This is a genomic window from Falsirhodobacter xinxiangensis, from assembly GCF_004959935.1.
Classification (GTDB): domain Bacteria; phylum Pseudomonadota; class Alphaproteobacteria; order Rhodobacterales; family Rhodobacteraceae; genus Falsirhodobacter; species Falsirhodobacter xinxiangensis.
In genome coordinates this window covers 325485-343143 of sequence record NZ_SMYN01000003.1, presented here as the reverse complement: position 1 = coordinate 343143, position 17659 = coordinate 325485, and the positions used below count along the sequence as shown (strand labels likewise).

The 17659-nt window shown below is 66.0% G+C and carries 17 protein-coding genes; 7 read left to right on the top strand and 10 right to left on the bottom strand.

The annotated features are described in order from the left end of the window. Window positions 1-76 precede the first annotated feature (76 nt). Both E2K76_RS05735 and E2K76_RS05730 read left to right on the top strand, forming a co-directional pair. Window positions 77-886, top strand: a complete 810-nt coding sequence (locus tag E2K76_RS05735) for an MlaA family lipoprotein (protein WP_181952888.1) — start codon at window positions 77-79, stop codon at window positions 884-886. Beyond that, the gene (locus tag E2K76_RS05730; RefSeq protein WP_136683310.1) at window positions 876-1496 is read left to right on the top strand and encodes an MlaC/ttg2D family ABC transporter substrate-binding protein; all 621 of its coding nucleotides are present in this window, start codon (window positions 876-878) and stop codon (window positions 1494-1496) included. The genes E2K76_RS05735 and E2K76_RS05730 overlap by 11 nt, the downstream gene beginning before the upstream one ends. A 46-nt stretch (window positions 1497-1542) precedes the next feature. Here E2K76_RS05730 and E2K76_RS05725 read toward each other — a convergent pair whose 3' ends face one another. Then, entirely contained in the window at window positions 1543-3768 is a 2226-nt protein-coding gene (locus E2K76_RS05725; protein ID WP_136683309.1) for a transglycosylase domain-containing protein, read from the bottom strand. A gap of 251 nt (window positions 3769-4019) precedes the next feature. On the opposite strand from E2K76_RS05725, the gene E2K76_RS05720 reads away from it, so the two are divergent. After that, window positions 4020-4358 carry a P-II family nitrogen regulator gene (locus E2K76_RS05720; RefSeq protein ID WP_136683308.1) on the top strand — a complete coding sequence of 113 codons (339 nt, stop codon included), beginning with the start codon at window positions 4020-4022 and terminating at the stop codon, window positions 4356-4358. Window positions 4359-4380: 22 nt separating this feature from the next. Beyond that, on the top strand, window positions 4381-5688 hold the full coding sequence (locus E2K76_RS05715; protein ID WP_136683307.1) for an ammonium transporter: 1308 nt from the start codon (window positions 4381-4383) through the stop codon (window positions 5686-5688). 34 nt (window positions 5689-5722) lie between these two features. On the opposite strand, the gene E2K76_RS05710 is transcribed toward E2K76_RS05715, so the two are convergent. From E2K76_RS05710 to dapA, 4 genes are all read right to left on the bottom strand, one after another. Then, the gene (locus E2K76_RS05710) at window positions 5723-6898 is read right to left on the bottom strand and encodes an amino acid aminotransferase (RefSeq protein ID WP_136683306.1); all 1176 of its coding nucleotides are present in this window, start codon (window positions 6896-6898) and stop codon (window positions 5723-5725) included. A gap of 124 nt (window positions 6899-7022) precedes the next feature. Further along, window positions 7023-7340, bottom strand: a complete 318-nt coding sequence (locus tag E2K76_RS05705) for a hypothetical protein (protein ID WP_136683305.1) — start codon at window positions 7338-7340, stop codon at window positions 7023-7025. Window positions 7341-7409: 69 nt separating this feature from the next. Continuing rightward, on the bottom strand, window positions 7410-7883 hold the full coding sequence (gene smpB / locus E2K76_RS05700; protein ID WP_136683304.1) for an SsrA-binding protein SmpB: 474 nt from the start codon (window positions 7881-7883) through the stop codon (window positions 7410-7412). A 45-nt stretch (window positions 7884-7928) separates the two neighbouring features. Next, entirely contained in the window at window positions 7929-8804 is an 876-nt protein-coding gene (gene dapA, locus E2K76_RS05695) for a 4-hydroxy-tetrahydrodipicolinate synthase (protein ID WP_136683303.1), read from the bottom strand. 147 nt (window positions 8805-8951) lie between these two features. Here dapA and E2K76_RS05690 point away from each other — a divergent pair, with 147 nt between their 5' ends. After that, entirely contained in the window at window positions 8952-10862 is a 1911-nt protein-coding gene (locus E2K76_RS05690; protein WP_136683302.1) for a lytic transglycosylase domain-containing protein, read from the top strand. Here the strand turns inward: E2K76_RS05690 and E2K76_RS05685 are convergent. Both E2K76_RS05685 and mnmD read right to left on the bottom strand, forming a co-directional pair. Then, window positions 10840-11730, bottom strand: coding sequence for a DMT family transporter (locus E2K76_RS05685; protein ID WP_136683301.1), 891 nt, complete (start codon window positions 11728-11730; stop codon window positions 10840-10842). The genes E2K76_RS05690 and E2K76_RS05685 overlap by 23 nt on opposite strands. Continuing rightward, window positions 11727-12389, bottom strand: coding sequence for a tRNA (5-methylaminomethyl-2-thiouridine)(34)-methyltransferase MnmD (gene mnmD / locus E2K76_RS05680; protein ID WP_136683300.1), 663 nt, complete (start codon window positions 12387-12389; stop codon window positions 11727-11729). The genes E2K76_RS05685 and mnmD overlap by 4 nt, the downstream gene beginning before the upstream one ends. Before the next feature lie 74 nt (window positions 12390-12463). Here mnmD and E2K76_RS05675 point away from each other — a divergent pair, with 74 nt between their 5' ends. Further along, window positions 12464-13465 (top strand): NAD(P)/FAD-dependent oxidoreductase, encoded by a 1002-nt coding sequence (locus E2K76_RS05675; protein ID WP_136683299.1) that lies wholly within the window; start codon window positions 12464-12466, stop codon window positions 13463-13465. Here the strand turns inward: E2K76_RS05675 and E2K76_RS05670 are convergent. Together E2K76_RS05670 and leuD are read right to left on the bottom strand one after the other, a co-directional pair. Continuing rightward, window positions 13462-14358, bottom strand: a complete 897-nt coding sequence (locus E2K76_RS05670) for an endonuclease/exonuclease/phosphatase family protein (RefSeq protein WP_136683298.1) — start codon at window positions 14356-14358, stop codon at window positions 13462-13464. The two genes, E2K76_RS05675 and E2K76_RS05670, sit on opposite strands and share 4 nt — an antisense overlap. 54 nt (window positions 14359-14412) lie before the next feature. Next, complete coding sequence (gene leuD, locus E2K76_RS05665; RefSeq protein ID WP_136683297.1) at window positions 14413-15018, bottom strand: 3-isopropylmalate dehydratase small subunit; 606 nt, start codon at window positions 15016-15018, stop codon at window positions 14413-14415. A gap of 170 nt (window positions 15019-15188) precedes the next feature. Between leuD and E2K76_RS05660 the strand changes: the two genes are divergently transcribed. Further along, window positions 15189-15980: a VPLPA-CTERM sorting domain-containing protein gene (locus E2K76_RS05660; RefSeq protein WP_136683296.1), complete on the top strand. Its 792-nt coding sequence runs from the start codon at window positions 15189-15191 to the stop codon at window positions 15978-15980. A 38-nt stretch (window positions 15981-16018) separates the two neighbouring features. Here E2K76_RS05660 and leuC read toward each other — a convergent pair whose 3' ends face one another. Then, window positions 16019-17446, bottom strand: coding sequence for a 3-isopropylmalate dehydratase large subunit (gene leuC / locus E2K76_RS05655; RefSeq protein WP_136683295.1), 1428 nt, complete (start codon window positions 17444-17446; stop codon window positions 16019-16021). Window positions 17447-17659 lie beyond the last annotated feature (213 nt).

Here is a 17659-nt window from a genome sequence, read left to right as displayed (position 1 = left end):
CCCGAAGGCATTAAGGCTTGCCTTCAATTGGATAACATTATGTTGACCTTTCGGGCCAGTAAGGACGGGGACGATGATGGCATCAGGACATGCGGCGCTTCGCGCAGTATCTAAACTCGGCGCGGCAGCCAGCCTTCTGGCGCTTGCAGCCTGTGGAACACCCCCGGTCCAGACCGGCACGAACGATCCGCAGGAACAGGTGAACCGCGAACGGCACGAGTTCAACAAACGCTTCGACACGGCGCTGGTGAAGCCCGTCTCGCAAGGCTATGGCCGCGTGGTGCCCGGGCCGGTGCGGACGGGGGTGAACAATTTCGCCGATAACCTCGACCTGCCGGGGGATGCGCTGAACGGCGTGTTCCAGGGCCGCCCCGTCGCCGCGCTGGAGAATACGGCGCGCTTCGTCGTCAACTCCACGATCGGCGTTCTGGGGATCTTCGATCCGGCCAGTTCCATGGGCCTGCGCGGCAAGCCGACCGACTTCGGCGAGACGCTTTACACCTGGGGTGTGGGCGAGGGGCAATATGTCGAACACCCGTTCTTCGGCCCGTCCACGGAACGTGATACCTATGGCGCCATCGTCGATTACGCGACGAACCCGGTCCGCCTGCTGGTCCCCTCGCCCGAACGCAGCATCGGCACCGTGGCCGAGGGCGGCTCAAAACTTGGTGATCGGTACGAGTATTCCGACACCATCGACAGCGTCCTATATGAAAGCGCGGACAGCTACGCGCAGACGCGGCTGCTCTATCTCCAGAACCGGCGCTATGCGCTGGGCGGGGGCGGCGAGGCGTCGGGGGATGATTTCATCGACCCCTATGCCGATGCCGGGGGTGCCGCGCCTGCTGATTTCATTGACCCGTACGAGGATAGCAATGCCCAGTGACATTTCCTTCGCCGCGCCGCTGAACCGCCGCGCATTCGGCGGCATTCTTCTGGCAGGCGGCATGGCGCTGGCCCTGCCCCGCGCGTCCCATGCCCAAAGCGCCGATGCGGCCCGCCAGCTTGTGACCAACGCCGTGGGCGAGGTGAACCGCATCATCGCCTCGGGGCAGCCTGAATCGGCGATGCTTGCGGCATTCGAGCGTGTGTTCGCCAATTACGCCGACGTGCCGACCATCGCTCGGTCCACGCTGGGCGTCGCCGCGCGTCAGGCGTCGCAGGCGCAGCTTTCGGCCTATACGCAAGCCTATCAGGGCTATGTCAGCCGCAAATACGGTCGCCGCTTCCGCGAATTTGCGGGCGGGCAGATCGAGGTGACGAGCGTGCAGCCGCTGAAAAGCTATTTCGAGGTCGTCTCGACCGCCTATCTGCGGAACAAGAACCCCGCAGATGTGCGCTGGCACGTCTCGCAGAAGGGCGGGCAGGCCAAGTTCTTCAACATCATCATCGAGGGTGTGAACATGCTGGCGTCCGAGCGGACCGAGGTTCAGGCGATCCTCGACCAGAACCGGGGCAACATCGACGCGCTGACGCAGGCGCTGTCGCGCGCCTGATCCAAACGACACGAAAGGAAAAGGCCCCGCAACCGCGGGGCCTTTTTCAGTTTCCGAAGGCGCCAAGCACATCGCGCAGGATACGCTCGGCCATGTCGGGCTCCTCGTGCCGGGGCTGTTGCGCCAGTTGCGGGTCCTGCGATTCCGACAGCGGCGTGCCGTTCAGATCCGTCACCGGCACGTTGGTCGGGGCCTGCGGCGGGGTGCGCGGCGCAGGAACGATCTTGCGCAGCGGCGTCGCGGGCAGGCCTTCCTCGACCCGCACCATCACCTCGCGCCAGATGTCGGCGGGAATGCCGCCGCCCGTCACCCCGGTCAGCGGGGTGTTGTCGTCATAGCCCATCCAGACGCCGGTCACATAGTCGGCTGTGAACCCCACGAACCAAGCATCGCGCGCCGCCTGCGTCGTGCCGGTCTTGCCCGCAGCCTCGCGGTCAGGCAAACGCGCCCGCCCACCCGTGCCCGAATTGATCACCTCGGTCATCATATAGGTCAGAAGCTGCGCGGCTTCTTCCGAGATCACGCGCTGTTCGATCCCGCCCTCCTGCCCCATCAGCGGCTGGTCATCGCCCTGAAGCCGCAATTCGGTCAGGCCATAGGGCCGCACGGCCGACCCGCCGTTCAGGATGCCGGCATAGGCGCCCGTCATCTCCAGCAACGTCGATTCCGACACGCCCAGCGCCAGCGAAGGGCTGTTGACCAGGTTGTTGCGAATGCCGAACTCGGACGCGACGCGGATCACCTCGTCCCGGCCCACGTTTTCCGACACGCGCACGGCGGGGATGTTCAGCGACTGTTTCAGCGCCGTCGTCAGCGTCACGATCCCGTGGAACCGGCGGTCATAGTTGGATGGCGTCCACGGCTTCGATCCGGGGATGTTGATCGTAAATGGCGCGTCCTCGACGAAGTCGGCGGGGCTGTAGCCCTTGTTCATCGCAGCGGCATAGACGAAGGGCTTGAAGGCCGACCCCGTCTGGCGCAGCGCCTGGGTCGCGCGGTTGAACGACCCCGCCGCCGCAATCGCGCGTCCGCCGACCATGCCACGCACCGCGCCATCCGCCGACATCACGACCACCGCCGTCTGGGCCTTCGTCCCCTCGCGCAGCTTTTCCGAAAAGACCTGATCCACCGCTTCTTCCGCCGCGCGCTGGATGCGCTGGTCCATGGTGGTGCGGATGATCACATCCTCAGTCGTGTCGCGGGTCAGGAAGGACGGCCCCGCCTCCATCACCCAATCGGCGAAGTAACCGCCCGACCGGCTTTGCGCCGCCTGCGACAGCCGCGCGGGTTGGTCGATGGCATCCTTCGCCTCGGCATCCGTCAGGTATCCCTGATCGTGCATCAGCCCGATGATCAGGTTCGCCCGGCTGGTCGCGCGTTCAAGGTTGTTCGTCGGCGCGTAATAGGACGGCGCCTTCAGCAGCCCGGCCAGCATCGCGGCCTCGGCCGGGTTCACCTCGGCCGCCGATTTGCCGAAATACCGCTGCGACGCAGCCTCGAAGCCCCGCGCGCCCGCACCCAGATAGGCGCGGTTGAAATAGATCGTCAGGATCTCGGGCTTGGAATATTTCAGCTCCATCGCCAGCGCGAAGGGGACTTCCTTGATCTTGCGCCAGACGCCGCCCTTGCGGCAGTCGGCCTCGTATTCCGCCTCGTCCTTCCAGGCCGACGGGTCGTATTCCACGCCAAGGCACAGCAGCTTTGCCACCTGCTGCGTGATGGTGGACCCGCCATTGCCCTCCAGCGCGCCGCGCCCTTCGGTCATGTTGATCTTGATGGCCGAAGCGATGCCCCGCGGGCTGATCCCAAGGTGGCTGTAGAAGCGCCGGTCCTCGGTCGCGACGACCGCATCGCGCAGGTTCTCGGAAACCTTGTCCGAGGTCATGTTGCCGCCGAACGTCTCGCCACGCCACGCGAACACATCGCCGTTGCGGTCCAAAAGCGTGACCGAGCCCCGCGCGCGCCCGTCCAGAAGCTCGCTCACCTCCGGCAGGCGGGACATGAAATAGAAGGTCGATCCGCCGACGATCAGCGCCAGCACCAGCGCGCCGCGCCATGCGACGCCCCAGATCACCCGGCGGATCAGGGTGAAGAGGCCAACGATCAGCGCTACCAGCGGGTTGCGCGGCCGCTGCGGCTTGCGCGGGGGCTGCCGACGGGGGGGCTGCTTGCCACCACCGCCGCCGCCATTGCGACCGCCGCCACCCGTCTTGGGAGAAGAAAAATTACGCCGATCCGCCACCAGTGGCGTCCGCTTGCCCGAACCGCTCATTCCGCCTGCCCGTTTTGATTTTCGGCGACTTTAACCGGAACGCGCGGGGATGTGGAGGACAACCCTGCGTGAGCCAGATTTTCACGTCGCGCATTTTTTGGGCGATGCCCATGCATTGTGCAAAAAAACATGCAGAACGCGCTCTGCACCCTGCCTGAAACATGGGCGAAACGTTGCCGAACCGCGCGAATCCCCGCCTTGTCGGGCCAAGGCACCCGGCTGGGGCCGCCTGCCAAACAAGGGGATGCACGGTGAAACTCATCATTGCAGCGATCAAACCGTTCAAGCTGGAGGAGGTCCGCGAGGCGCTGACCACCATCGGCGTGCGCGGCATGATGGTGACAGAGATCAAGGGCTTCGGGTCGCAGTCGGGGCACACGGAAATCTATCGCGGGGCCGAATACGCCGTGAACTTCGTGCCGAAGGTCCGGCTGGAGATCGTGGTGGCCGACGCGCTGGCCGAAACGGTGGTCGAGACCATCCGATCCACCGCCAAGACCGACAAGATCGGCGACGGCAAGATCTTCGTGCTGGACGTCGAACACGCGGTCCGCGTGCGCACCGGCGAAATCAACGACGACGCGCTGTGACCGCGCAGGGGGAATTGGGACAATGAAGAAACTTTTGCAGACCGCGGGCCTGTCGGCGCTTGGGGCGCTGGCCGCCCTGCCCGCGCTGGCACAAGAGGCCGAGGTGGTGTCCAACATCGACAGCGGCGATACGGCATGGATGCTGATGTCCACCGTGCTGGTGCTGTTCATGATCCTGCCGGGCGTCGCGCTGTTCTATGGCGGTCTGGTCCGCACCAAGAACATGCTGTCGATCCTGATGCAGACCACCGTCATCGCCGCGTTGGTCATGATCATCTGGGTCGTCTATGGCTATTCCTTCGCCTTCGGCGGGTCGGAGAGCGCCTATTTCGGCGGTTTCGCCAAACTGTTCCTTTCGGGCGTGACGGCGGATTCGGAATCGGGAACCATCCCGGAATACGTCTTCCTGTCGTTCCAGATGACCTTCGCCTGCATCACCTCGGCGCTGATCATCGGCGGCTTTGCCGAACGGATCAAATTCTCGGCCGTGCTGCTGTTCGTGTTCCTGTGGGTCACCATCGTCTATTTCCCGGTGGCGCATATGGCCTGGGACGCAAACGGTCTGTTCTTCGGCTGGGAAGCCTATGACTTCGCAGGCGGCACCGTGGTTCACATCAACGCGGGCATCGCGGCGCTGGTCGGCTCCATCGTCGTCGGCAAGCGCGTCGGCTACGGCAAGGACAACATGGCTCCGCATTCGATGACGCTGACCATGGTCGGGGCTTCGATGCTGTTCGTCGGCTGGTTCGGCTTCAACGCGGGCTCGGCCCTCTCGGCTGGTGCAGGCGCGGGTCTGGCGATGATCAACACCTTCACCGCGACGGCTGCCGGCGTTCTGGCATGGGCCATCGTGGAAGGCATGGCACGCGGCAAGGCATCCATGCTGGGCGCAGTGTCGGGCATGATCTGCGGTCTGGTCGCCGTCACCCCCGCCGCCGGCTGGGTCGGCCCGATGGGCGCGATCGTTCTGGGCGCCGTGGCTTCGGTCATCTGCTACTACTTCGTCGCCGTCGTGAAGCCGAAGCTGGGTTATGACGACAGCCTCGACGTGTTCGGCATCCACGGCATCGGCGGCATCGTCGGCGCGATCGGCACCGGCATCTTCGCAGCCCCCGGCCTCGGCGGCGCAGGCTTCCCCGAGGGTGTGACCATGGGCGGCCAGCTTTGGACACAGATCCTTGCGGTCCTGATCACCATCGTCTGGTGCGGGGTCGTCTCGTTCATCCTGTTCAAGCTGGTGGATGCGATCGTCGGTCTGCGCGTCTCCACCGATCAGGAACGCGAGGGGCTGGACACCACCAGCCATGGCGAAAGCGCCTACCACACCTGAAAACGAAAGGGCGCCCCTCGGGGCGCCCTTTGCATTACAGAACCGCTGCCACGGCCTTGGCCAGAACCGGCACGGTCTGCGCGTTCAGCCCCGCGATGTTGATGCGGCTGTCCCCCACCATATAGATCCCGTGATCCGCCCGAAGTTTCTCGACCTGATCCGGCGACAGGCCCAGACGCGAGAACATCCCCCGATGCTCGGCCACGAAGCCGAAACGGTCCGACCCGGTCGCATCGCGCAGCGCATCCGCCAGTGCCTGACGCAAGGTCAGCATGTTCAAGCGGACCTCCTCCAGCTCGGCCTTCCAATCGGCGCGCAGGGCGTCATCCTCAAGGATCATCGTCACCAGCCGCGCACCGTGATCCGGCGGGAAGGAATAGTTCTGCCGGTTCAGGAAGGCGAGGTTCCCCTGCGTCACCGTCCGGTCGGCCGAGCCGATGGCGATCAGGATGCCCGTCCGCTCGCGATAGATGCCGAAGTTCTTCGAACAGGAGGCCGCGATCAGCACCTCGGGCAATTCGCGTGCCACCAGCCGCGTCGCCTCGGCATCCGCATCCAGCCCGTCACCGAAGCCCTGATAGGCGATGTCGACGAAAGCGACTGCCTGCTTGGCCTTCAACAGCGCCACGACTTCGCGCCATTGCACCAAGTTCAGGTTGGCGCCGGTCGGGTTGTGGCAGCAGCCGTGCAGCAGAACCACGTCGCCGGGTTTCACGCGGTCCAGATCGGCCAGCATCCCGTCGAAATCGACCCCGCCGGTTTCCGCGTCGAAATAGCGGTATTCCTGCATCGCAATGCCAAGGAACTTGATGATCGAAGGGTGGTTCGGCCAGGTCGGGTTGGAAATCCACACCGTCGCATTGGGCGATGCCATCTTGACCAGCTCCAGCGCCTGACGGATCGCGCCCGTGCCGCCGGGGGTCGCGATGGCGGCGACCTTCTCGGCCGGGACTGCATCGCCAAGGATCAGCCTCGTCAGCGCCGAAAGATAGGCAGGCTCGCCCGCAAGCCCGGTATAGGCCTTGGTCGTCTCGGCTTCCCACAGCTTCTTCTCGGCCGCCTTCACGGCGCGCATCACCGGGGTCAGCCCGGTCGCATCCTTGTAAACGCCCACACCGAGGTCGATCTTCACCTCGCGCGGGTCGTCCTTATACATCTGGATCAGTTGCAGGATCTTGTCCGCAGGTTGCGGCTTCAGTTCGGTCAGCATCTCGGCTCCCTCCACCATGGCGATGCGACGACGCCCGCGGCAGGAGGATATTCCGCATGCGGCGCGCGCTCGCCGCAATTCGATAGCCCGCCGCAGCCCCACGTTCAAGGCTGCGGCGGATCGATCATTTGGCCATAGACCGGCGGATCGCGCCGACGATCGCCGTCAGCACACCGCCGCTGACGCCGCCCGACAGGACCGAGGCGATAATGCTACCGAAATCGAGACCGCCACCCGCGACCGCATCGGCGGCTGCACCCGTCGTCGCCGGATCGACCCCCGCCGTGCCCCCAAGCAGCGCCGCAAGAATTTGCCCGCCGACACCGCCGCCGATCAACCCGACGACCGCGTTCAGGACGGGACCGAGGCTGATGTTCTTCGCAGCACCCCCGGCAGCGGTGCCGCCCAGCGCGCCTGCGATCAGTTGGATCAACAGTTCCATCACATACTCCCTCATACGGCGTTGTGCCGCAGGGTAAGCATGCGCCCGGCCTGTAAAATCACAAAGAGATTAAGCGTTCTGTTTCAGCAGCCGCTGTTTCTGGCGGTTCCAGTCACGCTTGGCCGACGTCTCGCGCTTGTCGGCCAGCTTCTTGCCTTTGGCGATACCGATGGCGACCTTCACCATGCCGCGGTCGTTGAAATACATCCGCAGCGGCACCAGCGTCATCCCTTCGCGCGCGGTGGCGGACCACAGGCGCGACAACTCCTTGCGCGACACCAGCAGCTTGCGGCGGCGGCGTTCCTCGTGCCCCCAGGTCTTGGCCTGAAGATAAGGCGCGATATAGCCGTTGATCAGCCACAGCTCGCCATTTTCGACCGAGGCATAGCTTTCGCCGATGTTCGATCCACCCTGCCGCAGAGACTTCACCTCGGACCCGAGCAGGATGATCCCCGCCTCGATATCGTCCTCGATGGCGTAATCGAACCGCGCGCGGCGGTTTTCTGCGATGAGCTTGCTGTTGGGGTCGGATTTCTGGGCCATGATCTGGCCCAGATAGGTGACGCCGCGCCCTTAGTCCAGAGGCGCCTAGTTGATCAGGCCCGCGTGACGCATCGCAGCGTCCATCCGCGCCTTGGCATTGTCGGTCAGCCCGACCAGCGGCAGGCGCACCTCCTCCGAGCACAGGCCAAGCCGCGACAGGCCGTATTTCGCGCTGACCAGACCCGGCTCGATGAAGATCGCCTCGTGCAGCGGCATCAGACGGTCCTGATATTCCAATGCCTTGGCATAGTCACCCGACAGCGTCGCCGCCTGAAACTCGGCGCACAGACGGGGGGCGACGTTGGCGGTCACGGAAATGCAGCCGATGCCGCCATGGGCGTTGAAGCCCAGCGCCGTCGCATCCTCGCCCGAAAGCTGGATGAAATCCGCGCCGCAGGTGATGCGCTGCTGGCTCACCCGTTCCAGCTTGCCGGTCGCGTCCTTGACGCCGACGATGCGCGGCAGCTTGGCCAGAGCGCCCATCGTTTCCGGCGTCATGTCCACGACCGAACGGCCCGGAATGTTATAGATGATGATCGGCAGGTTGCACGAATCGTGGATCGCCTTGAAATGCGCGATCATCCCCGCCTGCGTCGGCTTGTTGTAATAGGGGGTCACGACCAGCGCGGCATCGGCGCCCACGGCCTCGGCATGTTGGATCAGTCCGATCCCCTCGGCCGTGTTGTTCGACCCTGCGCCTGCGATGACCGGGATGCGGCCAGCAGCGAATTCGACGGTTTTCGCCACCACGAGCTGGTGTTCCTCGTGGCTCAGCACCGGGGTTTCGCCGGTGGTGCCGACGGGAACGATGCCCGACGATCCTTCGGCCACGTGCCAATCCACCAGCTTCTTCAGCGTATCAAGATCCACGGCGCCGTTCTTGAACGGCGTCACGAGGGCTGGAATGGACCCTTTGAACATGACACGCTTCTCCTGTGGATCGGGCAGACTGGCCCGGTTTCGAATCCGCTCTCCTTATCCGCGTGCGCGGGGCTTGCCAAGCTGCCCTGCCGCTGCTGTCGTCGTTGTGTGTTGCCGCGCGGGCGCGGGTTTGGCACAGTCCGCGCCATGATCCGCCTTGCCCTCGCCCTTGCCCTGCTGCTCCCCGCTCCCGCCATGGCGCAGGACGGCACCGCGCTGAAGGCCGCGCTGCGCCTTGCCGCCGCGCGCGACTGGTCCGCCGCGCTTGGCCGGGCCGAAGCGGGCGTTCCGCGCGACATCGTCGAATGGCAGCGGTTGCGGGCGGGCAACGGCACCGCGGGCGAATACGAGGCGTTCCTTGCCCGCAATCCCGATTGGCCGGGCATCGCCCTTCTGCGCCGCCGGGGTGAAGGGGCCATCGCGGGGTCGGGCGACGCCCAGCGCATCATCGCCTATTTCGCGCAGCAGGCTCCGCTGACCGCCGAAGGGGCCATCGCCCTGTCCCGCGCCTTTCTTGCCGCCAACCGCGCACCGGAGGCCGAGGCCGAGGCCATCCGCGCCTGGCGCGACATGGCCCTGACCGAAGGCGAAGAAGCGATTCTGCGCCAGATGTATCCGGTGCCGCTGGCCGGGGCCGACATCGCGCGCACCGACCGCCTGCTTTGGGATGGCGAGATGAACGAGGCGCTGCGCATGGTGCCGCGCCTGTCCGCTGGGTGGCAGGCGCTGGCCCGCGCCCGCATCGCGCTGCGGTCGGGCGACGATGGCGTGGATGCCATGATCGCCGCGGTCCCGGAGGGGCTGTCGGACGATCCCGGCCTTGCCTATGAACGCTTCATGTGGCGCATCCGCAAGGGCCGCGATGCCGATGCCGCCGCCTTGATGCTGAACCGCAGCGGCAGCGCCGAATCTCTGGGCCGCCCCGCCGAATGGGCCTCGCGCCGCGCCTATCTTGCGCGCGAGTTCGAGGAGGCGGACCCGACGCTGGCCTATAGCCTTGCGGCCAGCCATCACCTGACCTCGGGTGGCAGTTTCGCGGATCTGGAGTTTCTGGCCGGGCACATCGCGCTGCGGCGGCTGAACCAGCCATCACTGGCGCTGGACCATTTCCGCCGTCTGGGACAAGGCGTATCCACCCCGATCAGCCTGTCCCGCGCGCTGTATTGGGAAGGCCGCGCGTTGGAGGAGATGGGCAATTTCGACGCCGCCATGGCCGCGTTCGAAGAAGCGTCGATGCATTCCTCGGCCTATTACGGCCTTCTGGCGGCGGAACGGCTGGGGAAAAGCATCGACCCCGCGCTGCTGTCCGACGCCCGCCCCGCCGATTGGCGGCAGGCAGGCTTCGCGCAGTCCAGCGTGTTTCAGGCGGCGCAGATGCTGCTAGACGCGGGCGATTACGATCAGGGCCGCCGCTTCATCCTGCATCTGGCCGAATCGCAGGATGCCACCGGGCTGGACCAGCTTGCCGACATGGCGCTGGCGATGAACGAGCCGAACATCGCCGTCTTGATCGGCAAACAGGCGGCAGAGCGCGGGATCATCCTGCCCCGTGCCTATTACCCCGTGCCAGCGATGGTGCCGGACGATCTGCCCGTGACCCGCGCGCTGGCGCTGGCGATCAGCCGCCGCGAATCCGAATTCAACCCGGTCGTCGTGAGCCCCGCCGGGGCGCGCGGGCTGATGCAGGTGATGCCGGGCACCGCCAAGCTGATGGCGACCAAGCTGGGCACCGACTATGCGGCCTCGCGCCTGTCGGACCCCGCCTATAACGTCCGTATGGGCACCGCATACCTCGCACAGTTGATCGAGGAGTTCGGGCCTTCTGTCGCACTGGTCGCCTCGGGCTACAACGCCGGGCCGGGGCGTCCGCGGGGTTGGGTGACGCAGTTCGGCGATCCGCGCGATCCTGGCGTCGATGTGGTGGACTGGGTCGAGGATATCCCGTTCGGCGAAACCCGCACCTATGTGATGCGGGTCGTCGAATCGCTGGTGATCTATCGCGCCAAGCTGGCCGGAGTTTCGATCCCCGTCCGCGTCACCGCGGAGCTGCGGGGGTAACCTCGCCCTTGACCTTGGCGCGCCACAGCGTGAACAGCCCCGCCGCGATGACGACGCCCGCACCGACCAGAATGTTCAGGTGCAGCTCTTCGTGGAAGAAGAACACGCCCACCCCGGTCGCCCAAAGGATCTGAAGGAACGAGAAGGGCTGCACCGCGCTCGCCTCGGCCGCGTCGAAGGACCGGATCAGGCACCAATGGCCCAGAACCCCGGTGCAGCACAGCGTCGCCATCAGCGGCCAATCCTCGGGCCGCAGCGGTTGCCACGAAATCAGCCCGACGATGGTGATCGCCACGGCCCCCACCGTGCCCGCCCAGAAGAAGCTGACCGCGGGCCCGTCCCCCCGCGCAACATAGCGGGTCAGCAGACCATAGATCGCGAACATCGCCGCCGCCGCCAACGGCACCAGCGACCAGAAGGACAGCACCCCCGCGCCCGGGTTCAGGATGATGATGACCCCGACGAAGCCGATCGCCACCGCCGTCCAGCGCCGCCAGCCCACCGTTTCCCCCAGGACCGGACCCGAAAGGGCCGAAACCAGCAGCGGATAGCAGGCAAACACCGCATGGGTCGCGATCAGGCCCAGCTTCACGAAGGCGATGACCATTACGCAGATCTCGGCCACCAGAAGCAGCCCGCGCAGGGATTGCAGCACCGGATACCGGCTGCGCAGCACCCCGCGCAGCCCGCCCGAAGACCGAAGCGCCAGCGCGATGACGAAGGCGGCGAAGAACCAGTATCGGATCATCACCACGACGAAGACGTTGTTATGCGCCCCCAGCATCCGCGACAGCGCATCCTGCGCCGTGAAGACGAGCGTGGCGGCGATCATGAAAAGGATACCGAGGCGGGTATTCTGCTGGGTCATGCTGCACCTGGGGATGCCAGCCTTCCGGCCGACATATGTCTTTTCCCCCCATATCCCGGCAAGCGTGTGACCGCAAACCCTGCCGACTGCAAGGCCCGCCGCACATGGCCGGCAGCGGTATATGTGGCAAAGCTGCCACCGGGCGCGGTATGGGCGGCGACGGCGGCCATCATCTCCTCGCCCCAAAGCTCGGGGTTCTTGGCGGGCGAGAACCCGTCGAGGAACCACGCATCCGCCCGGCCCTGCCATGCAGGCAGCGTCTCGCGCGCGTCGCCCACGATCACCTCCACCTCCATCGCGCCGAGGCTGAACCGCGTCCGGCCTGCCGCCCACGCCGCAAGGAACGGCGCGGCGACGGCTTCCGCCTCGGGAAAGGCGGCAAGGGCGCGGACGATCTGGGCGGCATCCATCGGAAACGCCTCGAACGAGGTGAATCGCACCGGCACACCGTTCGAGGCGATCAGCAGTGCCAGCATGTTCAGCCCGGTGCCGAAGCCCAGTTCCGCCACATGGAACCCGCCGCGCAGCCGTTCGGGCAACCCGTTGCCGCGCAGGAAGACATGCCGCGTCTCCTCCAGCCCGCCGTTCAGCGAGAAGTAGGGATCGTCGAACCGGGTGGAGACCGGAATCCCGCCGTCCCGCCATTCAAGTTCCGCCATGCCGCACCTCCGTTCCCCTCATTCCATGCGCCCGCAGGCTGGAAAGCGCAACCACGCCGCGATATGGCGGGGGGATGAGCGGACCAGACATCATCATCAACGGGGCAGGCATCTTCGGCCTGTCCATCGCGTGGGAGGCCGCGCGGCGCGGCGCGGGGGTGCTGGTCGTGGACCCGAACGGCATCGGCGCGGGCGCCTCGGGCGGGATCGTCGGCGCCATGGCCCCTCATGTGCCGGAGAACTGGAACGCGAAGAAGGCGTTTCAGCTGGAGAGCCTGCTGATCGCCGCGGAGTTCTGGGCGGGCGCTCAGGCGGCGGGCGGGGCCGATCCCGGCTATGCCCGAACGGGGCGGCTGCAACCCGTGGCGGATGATGCGGCGCTGGATCTGGCGCGGGCGCGGGCGGGCTCGGCCCGCGATCTTTGGCGGGGGCTGGCGGAATGGCGGCTGGTGCCCGCGCGGCGCGGCTGGTTCCCGGCAGCGCCCACCGGCTGGCTGATCGAAGACACGCTGACCGCACGCATCCATCCGCGCATGGCGCTGGCAGCGTTGGCAGCGGCGATCCGGGCCAAGGGTGGCGCGATCGTGGCGCATACCGATGCCGTTGCGCCCACGATCCACGCCACCGGGGTCGCGGGCCTGCGCGAGATGGGTATCGGCACCGGCATCAAGGGACAGGCGCTGAGCCTGCGGCACGAGGCGCGCGATCTGCCGCAGATCTTCGTCGATGGGCTGCATGTCGTGCCCCATGCGGATGGCACCGTCGCCATAGGATCGACGACCGAACGGGACACCGACGATCTGACCACCGACGCGCAATGCGACGCGCTGCACGCCCGCGCGGTGGCGGCGCTGCCGGTTCTGGCCCATGCCGAAGTGGTCGAGCGTTGGGCGGGCCTGCGCCCCCGCGCGAAATCCCGCGCTCCGGTTCTGGGGGCGTGGAAGGACGGGTTCGTCGCCAATGGCGGCTTCAAGATCGGCTTCGGCATGGCCCCGATGGTCGCGAAGGTCATGGCCGATCTGGTGCTGGAGGGGCGCGACGCGATCCCGGACGGCTTCCGGGTCGAGGATAACTAGCGCAGGTCGATCCAGACCGGGCGGTGGGTGCCGCCGCCCTCGCCCATCCCTGCTGCCGCTACATCCAGATCGCTGGACGGCAGGACGTAATCGACCCGCAGCGCCCCCACCTCGAATGTCGCGGTCGGCCCGGAATGCAGATCCTGCACCTTCGGATGCGCCAGCAGCGCGCGGATCGCCTCCGGGATGCCATCGCCCCGATCCGGGTCGGCATTGGCATCGCCAAGGATCACGAAGGGCGGCGCAGGCGGAGCAAAGGGCAAGCGATCGTCGATCAGCGCGGTCCAGAACGCGGTTTCGTCATGGTTGCGGGGGGCGTTGCGCGGCTCGAACACCGGCGGGGTCGCGTGGAAGGCCAGCAGGGTCAGGATGCCGTCTGGCGTTTCGATTGGCACCTCCCAATGGCCGGTGGTGGACAGGCGCTGGATGTCGTCCCCCGGCAGAAGCGCCCCCGGCAGATCGCGCCACAGGAAGGCCGAAAAGTCCCGCCCCTCGCCAAGGGGAAAGCGCGACAGCACCGCCATCCCGCCCTGCCCCGAAAACCAGCCATAGCCTTGGCCATCGCGTGGCCCGCCGATGCGCCCGTCGCCATCCATGTCGCGCCCCGTCTGCATCCCCGTATTGGGCCTCCGCGCGAACAGGTGGGGATAGCCGAGGTCCAGCGCCCGCAGCGCCACAAGGTCCAGATCGTAATCCACATTCGTCAGCAGCAGCACATCCGCATCCAGCGCGGCGATGGTGGCACGGGCGGCCTCCACCTCCGGCTCGCCCTTCTGGATGTCGCGCAGAAGCAGCCCCGGCCCCTTGCGCGACAGGCCCGCATTCCACGTCGCTACCCGAATTTCCGCGAATGCGGGCTGGGACAACAGCAAAAGGATCAGGATGAAGCGCATGAAAAATCCCCGCCGCAGGTGCGACGGGGATGGGGCAATACGGTTAACGAAGCATTAAATCCAGGGCCGCGCGGTTTCCATCTTCGCCTCGAACCCGTCGATGGCCGAGGATTTCTCCATCGTCAGGCCGATATCATCCAGACCGTTCAGCAGGCAGTGACGGCGGAACGGGTCCAGCGTGAACGGAAATTCCTGCCCGTCCGAGGTGACGACCTTCATCTCCTCCAGATCCACCGTGATGCGAGCGTTCGATCCGCGGCGGGCGTCGTCCATCAGCACATCGACCACCTCCTGCGGCATCACGATGGGCAGGATGCCGTTCTTGAAGCAGTTGTTATAGAAGATGTCGGCAAAGCTGGTGGAGATCACGCAGCGGATGCCGAAGTCCAGAAGAGCCCAAGGCGCATGTTCGCGCGACGATCCACAGCCGAAATTGTCGCCCGCCACGATGATCTCGGACGCGCGATAGGCGGGCTGATTCAGCACGAAATCCGGGTTCTCGTTGCCCGCCGCGTCATAGCGCAATTCGTCGAACAGGTTCTTGCCCAGACCCGAACGCTGGATCGTCTTCAGGAACTGCTTGGGGATGATCATGTCTGTGTCGATGTTGACCAGCGGCATGGGAGCGGCAATTCCGGTCAGCTTGGTGAATTTGTCCATCGCGGATGTTCCTAGCGCTTCTCCGCGCGATGCGCGGCGGTTGAGTTAACGAAATGTTTACCGACTCGGGGGCCGGTGGTAGCTTTCATGCGCGACGCTTTGTCGCGCCGCCCCGATCCCGGGCGGCTGTTTTCGGAATGATTGCAACCTTTACCGAGGGAACAACCCAAATGAAACGTCATCTGAGCCGTGCGCTCGGCGCGCTTGCATTTGCTGGGGCCGCCGGTGTCGGCCTTTCGGCCTCTGCCGCGGTCGTGCGTGTCAACGCCGAACAATTCCTGCCCTCTGCCGGACTGATAACCTTCTCGGAATTCTCGATCGGAACGGCGAACCCGACCTACAACCCGTCCGATTACGGCGGCGGCGCGGGCGCGCCGGTCGTGACCACCGGCGGCTACTTCGTCGGCCAATCGCTCAGCACCCAGCCGGGCGTCGATTGCCCCGGCTCGGCCCCGACGGCCTGCATCAAGGGGTCGCCCACCGGCACGCTGACGCTGGATGCGGATTCGCCCGACACCTTCATCACCACCGACGGCGCTTTCCCGACCTCGCCCACGCTCAGCGGCTCGCCCCAGTTCAACGGGCCGATCGCGCTGCTGTTCAGCGTGGACCAATTGGCCGTCGGCTTCGAGGGCGGCTTCTTCGACGGCGTGGGTTCGACCGGGATCACCGCGTTCGGCCGTGATGGCACCCTGCTGGGCACCGTAAAGAACGAGGGCACGGGGATCGAATTCCTCGGCCTCGCCTCGGCCACCGGCATTGCCGAGATCGCAGGCGTCTTCCTCGATCTGGTCGGATCGGAACCCGCAGGCTTCAACATCGACAACGTCGCCTTCGGTCAGGCCGGACAGGTCGTGATCCCGCCGGTCGATCCGGGCCCCGCCCCGGTACCGCTGCCCGCCGCGCTGCCGCTGTTGCTGGCCGGTCTTGGCGGGCTTGGCCTGCTGCGTCGCCGCTGCTGAACCGATGGGGCTGCCGGGCATACCGGCAGCCTTTTCCATCAGACCGGCTCCGCCATGAGCGTGCGCACATCGGTCAGCCGCCCCGTCACCGCCGCCGCCGCCGCCATCGCGGGCGAGAGCAGATGCGTGCGCCCGCCGCGCCCCTGCCGCCCCTCGAAGTTGCGGTTCGACGTCGCGGCGCAGCGGTCCCCGGGGCTCAGCTGGTCGTCGTTCATGCCAAGGCACATCGAGCATCCGGCCAGACGCCATTCGAAGCCCGCGTCGATGAAGACCTGCGCGATGCCCTCATCCTCGGCCTGCTTGCGCACGAGGCCCGATCCCGGCACGACCATCGCGCGGATGCCGTCCTTGACCTTGCGACCGCGCAGGATGTCGGCGGCGGCGCGCAGGTCCTCGATCCGGCCATTGGTGCAGGAGCCGATGAATACCGTGTTGATCTCGATCTCGTCCAGCTTTTGCCCCGGCTGCAGCCCCATGTATTCCAGCGAGCGGCGGGCGGCGTCGATCTTGCCGCCCTTGAACTCCTCGGGCGAGGGAACGACGCCGGTGATCGGCAGCACATCCTCGGGCGAGGTGCCCCAGGTCACGACCGGCGCGATGTCTTCGGCGCGGATGGTGATGACCTTGTCGAAATGCGCGCCCTCGTCGGTGAACAGGGTCTTCCAATAGGCGACTGCGGCATCCCACTGCTCGCCCTTGGGCGCGTTCGGGCGGGTCTTGCAATAGTCGAAGGTCGTCTCGTCCGGTGCGATCAGGCCCGCGCGCGCGCCGCCCTCGATCGCCATGTTGCAGACGGTCATGCGGCCTTCCATCGACAACTCGCGGATCGCCTGCCCGCAATATTCGATCACATGGCCCGTGCCGCCCGCCGTGCCGGTCAGCCCGATCACCGTCAGGGTGATGTCCTTGGCCGTGACACCGGGCGGCAGGCTGCCGGTGATCTCGACCTTCATGTTCTTCGACTTCTTTTGGATCAGCGTCTGGGTGGCCAGAACATGCTCCACCTCGGACGTGCCGATGCCATGCGCCAGCGCACCGAATGCACCATGCGTCGCGGTGTGGCTGTCGCCGCAGACCACCGTCATGCCCGGCAGCGTCCAGCCCTGTTCCGGGCCGACGATATGCACGATGCCCTGACGGATGTCGTCGATGGGGTAGTAATGCACCCCCGTTGCCCGCGCATTGGTATCCAGCGCCGCGACTTGAATGCGGCCTTCCTCGTTGTCGATATGCTTTTCGCGGCCTTCGCTGGTCGGCACGTTATGGTCCGGCACGGCGATGGTCTTTTCCGGCGCGCGGACCTTGCGGCCCGTCATGCGCAGCCCTTCGAAAGCTTGCGGGCTGGTGACTTCATGCACCAGATGGCGGTCGATATACAGCAGACAGGTGCCGTCGTCGTCCTGCTGGATGACGTGGTCATCCCAGATCTTGTCATACAGAGTGCGGGCTTTGTCCTGAGCGGTCATGGCTCTTCCTTGGGTATCAGGATGGCTGTGATGGGGGTTCGGCAAGCGGCGTCAGGGGCGCGCATGCGCACCCCGCCGCATCAAAGCCGCGATAGGACGTTGCGGGTCGAACCGAAGAAACGCGCCGGAAGACGCGCATGATCGGTGATGTTGAAATAAATGAACCCTTGCATGGGGTCGTTTTTTAACTCTCTTTCGCTTGGCTGGCAATAT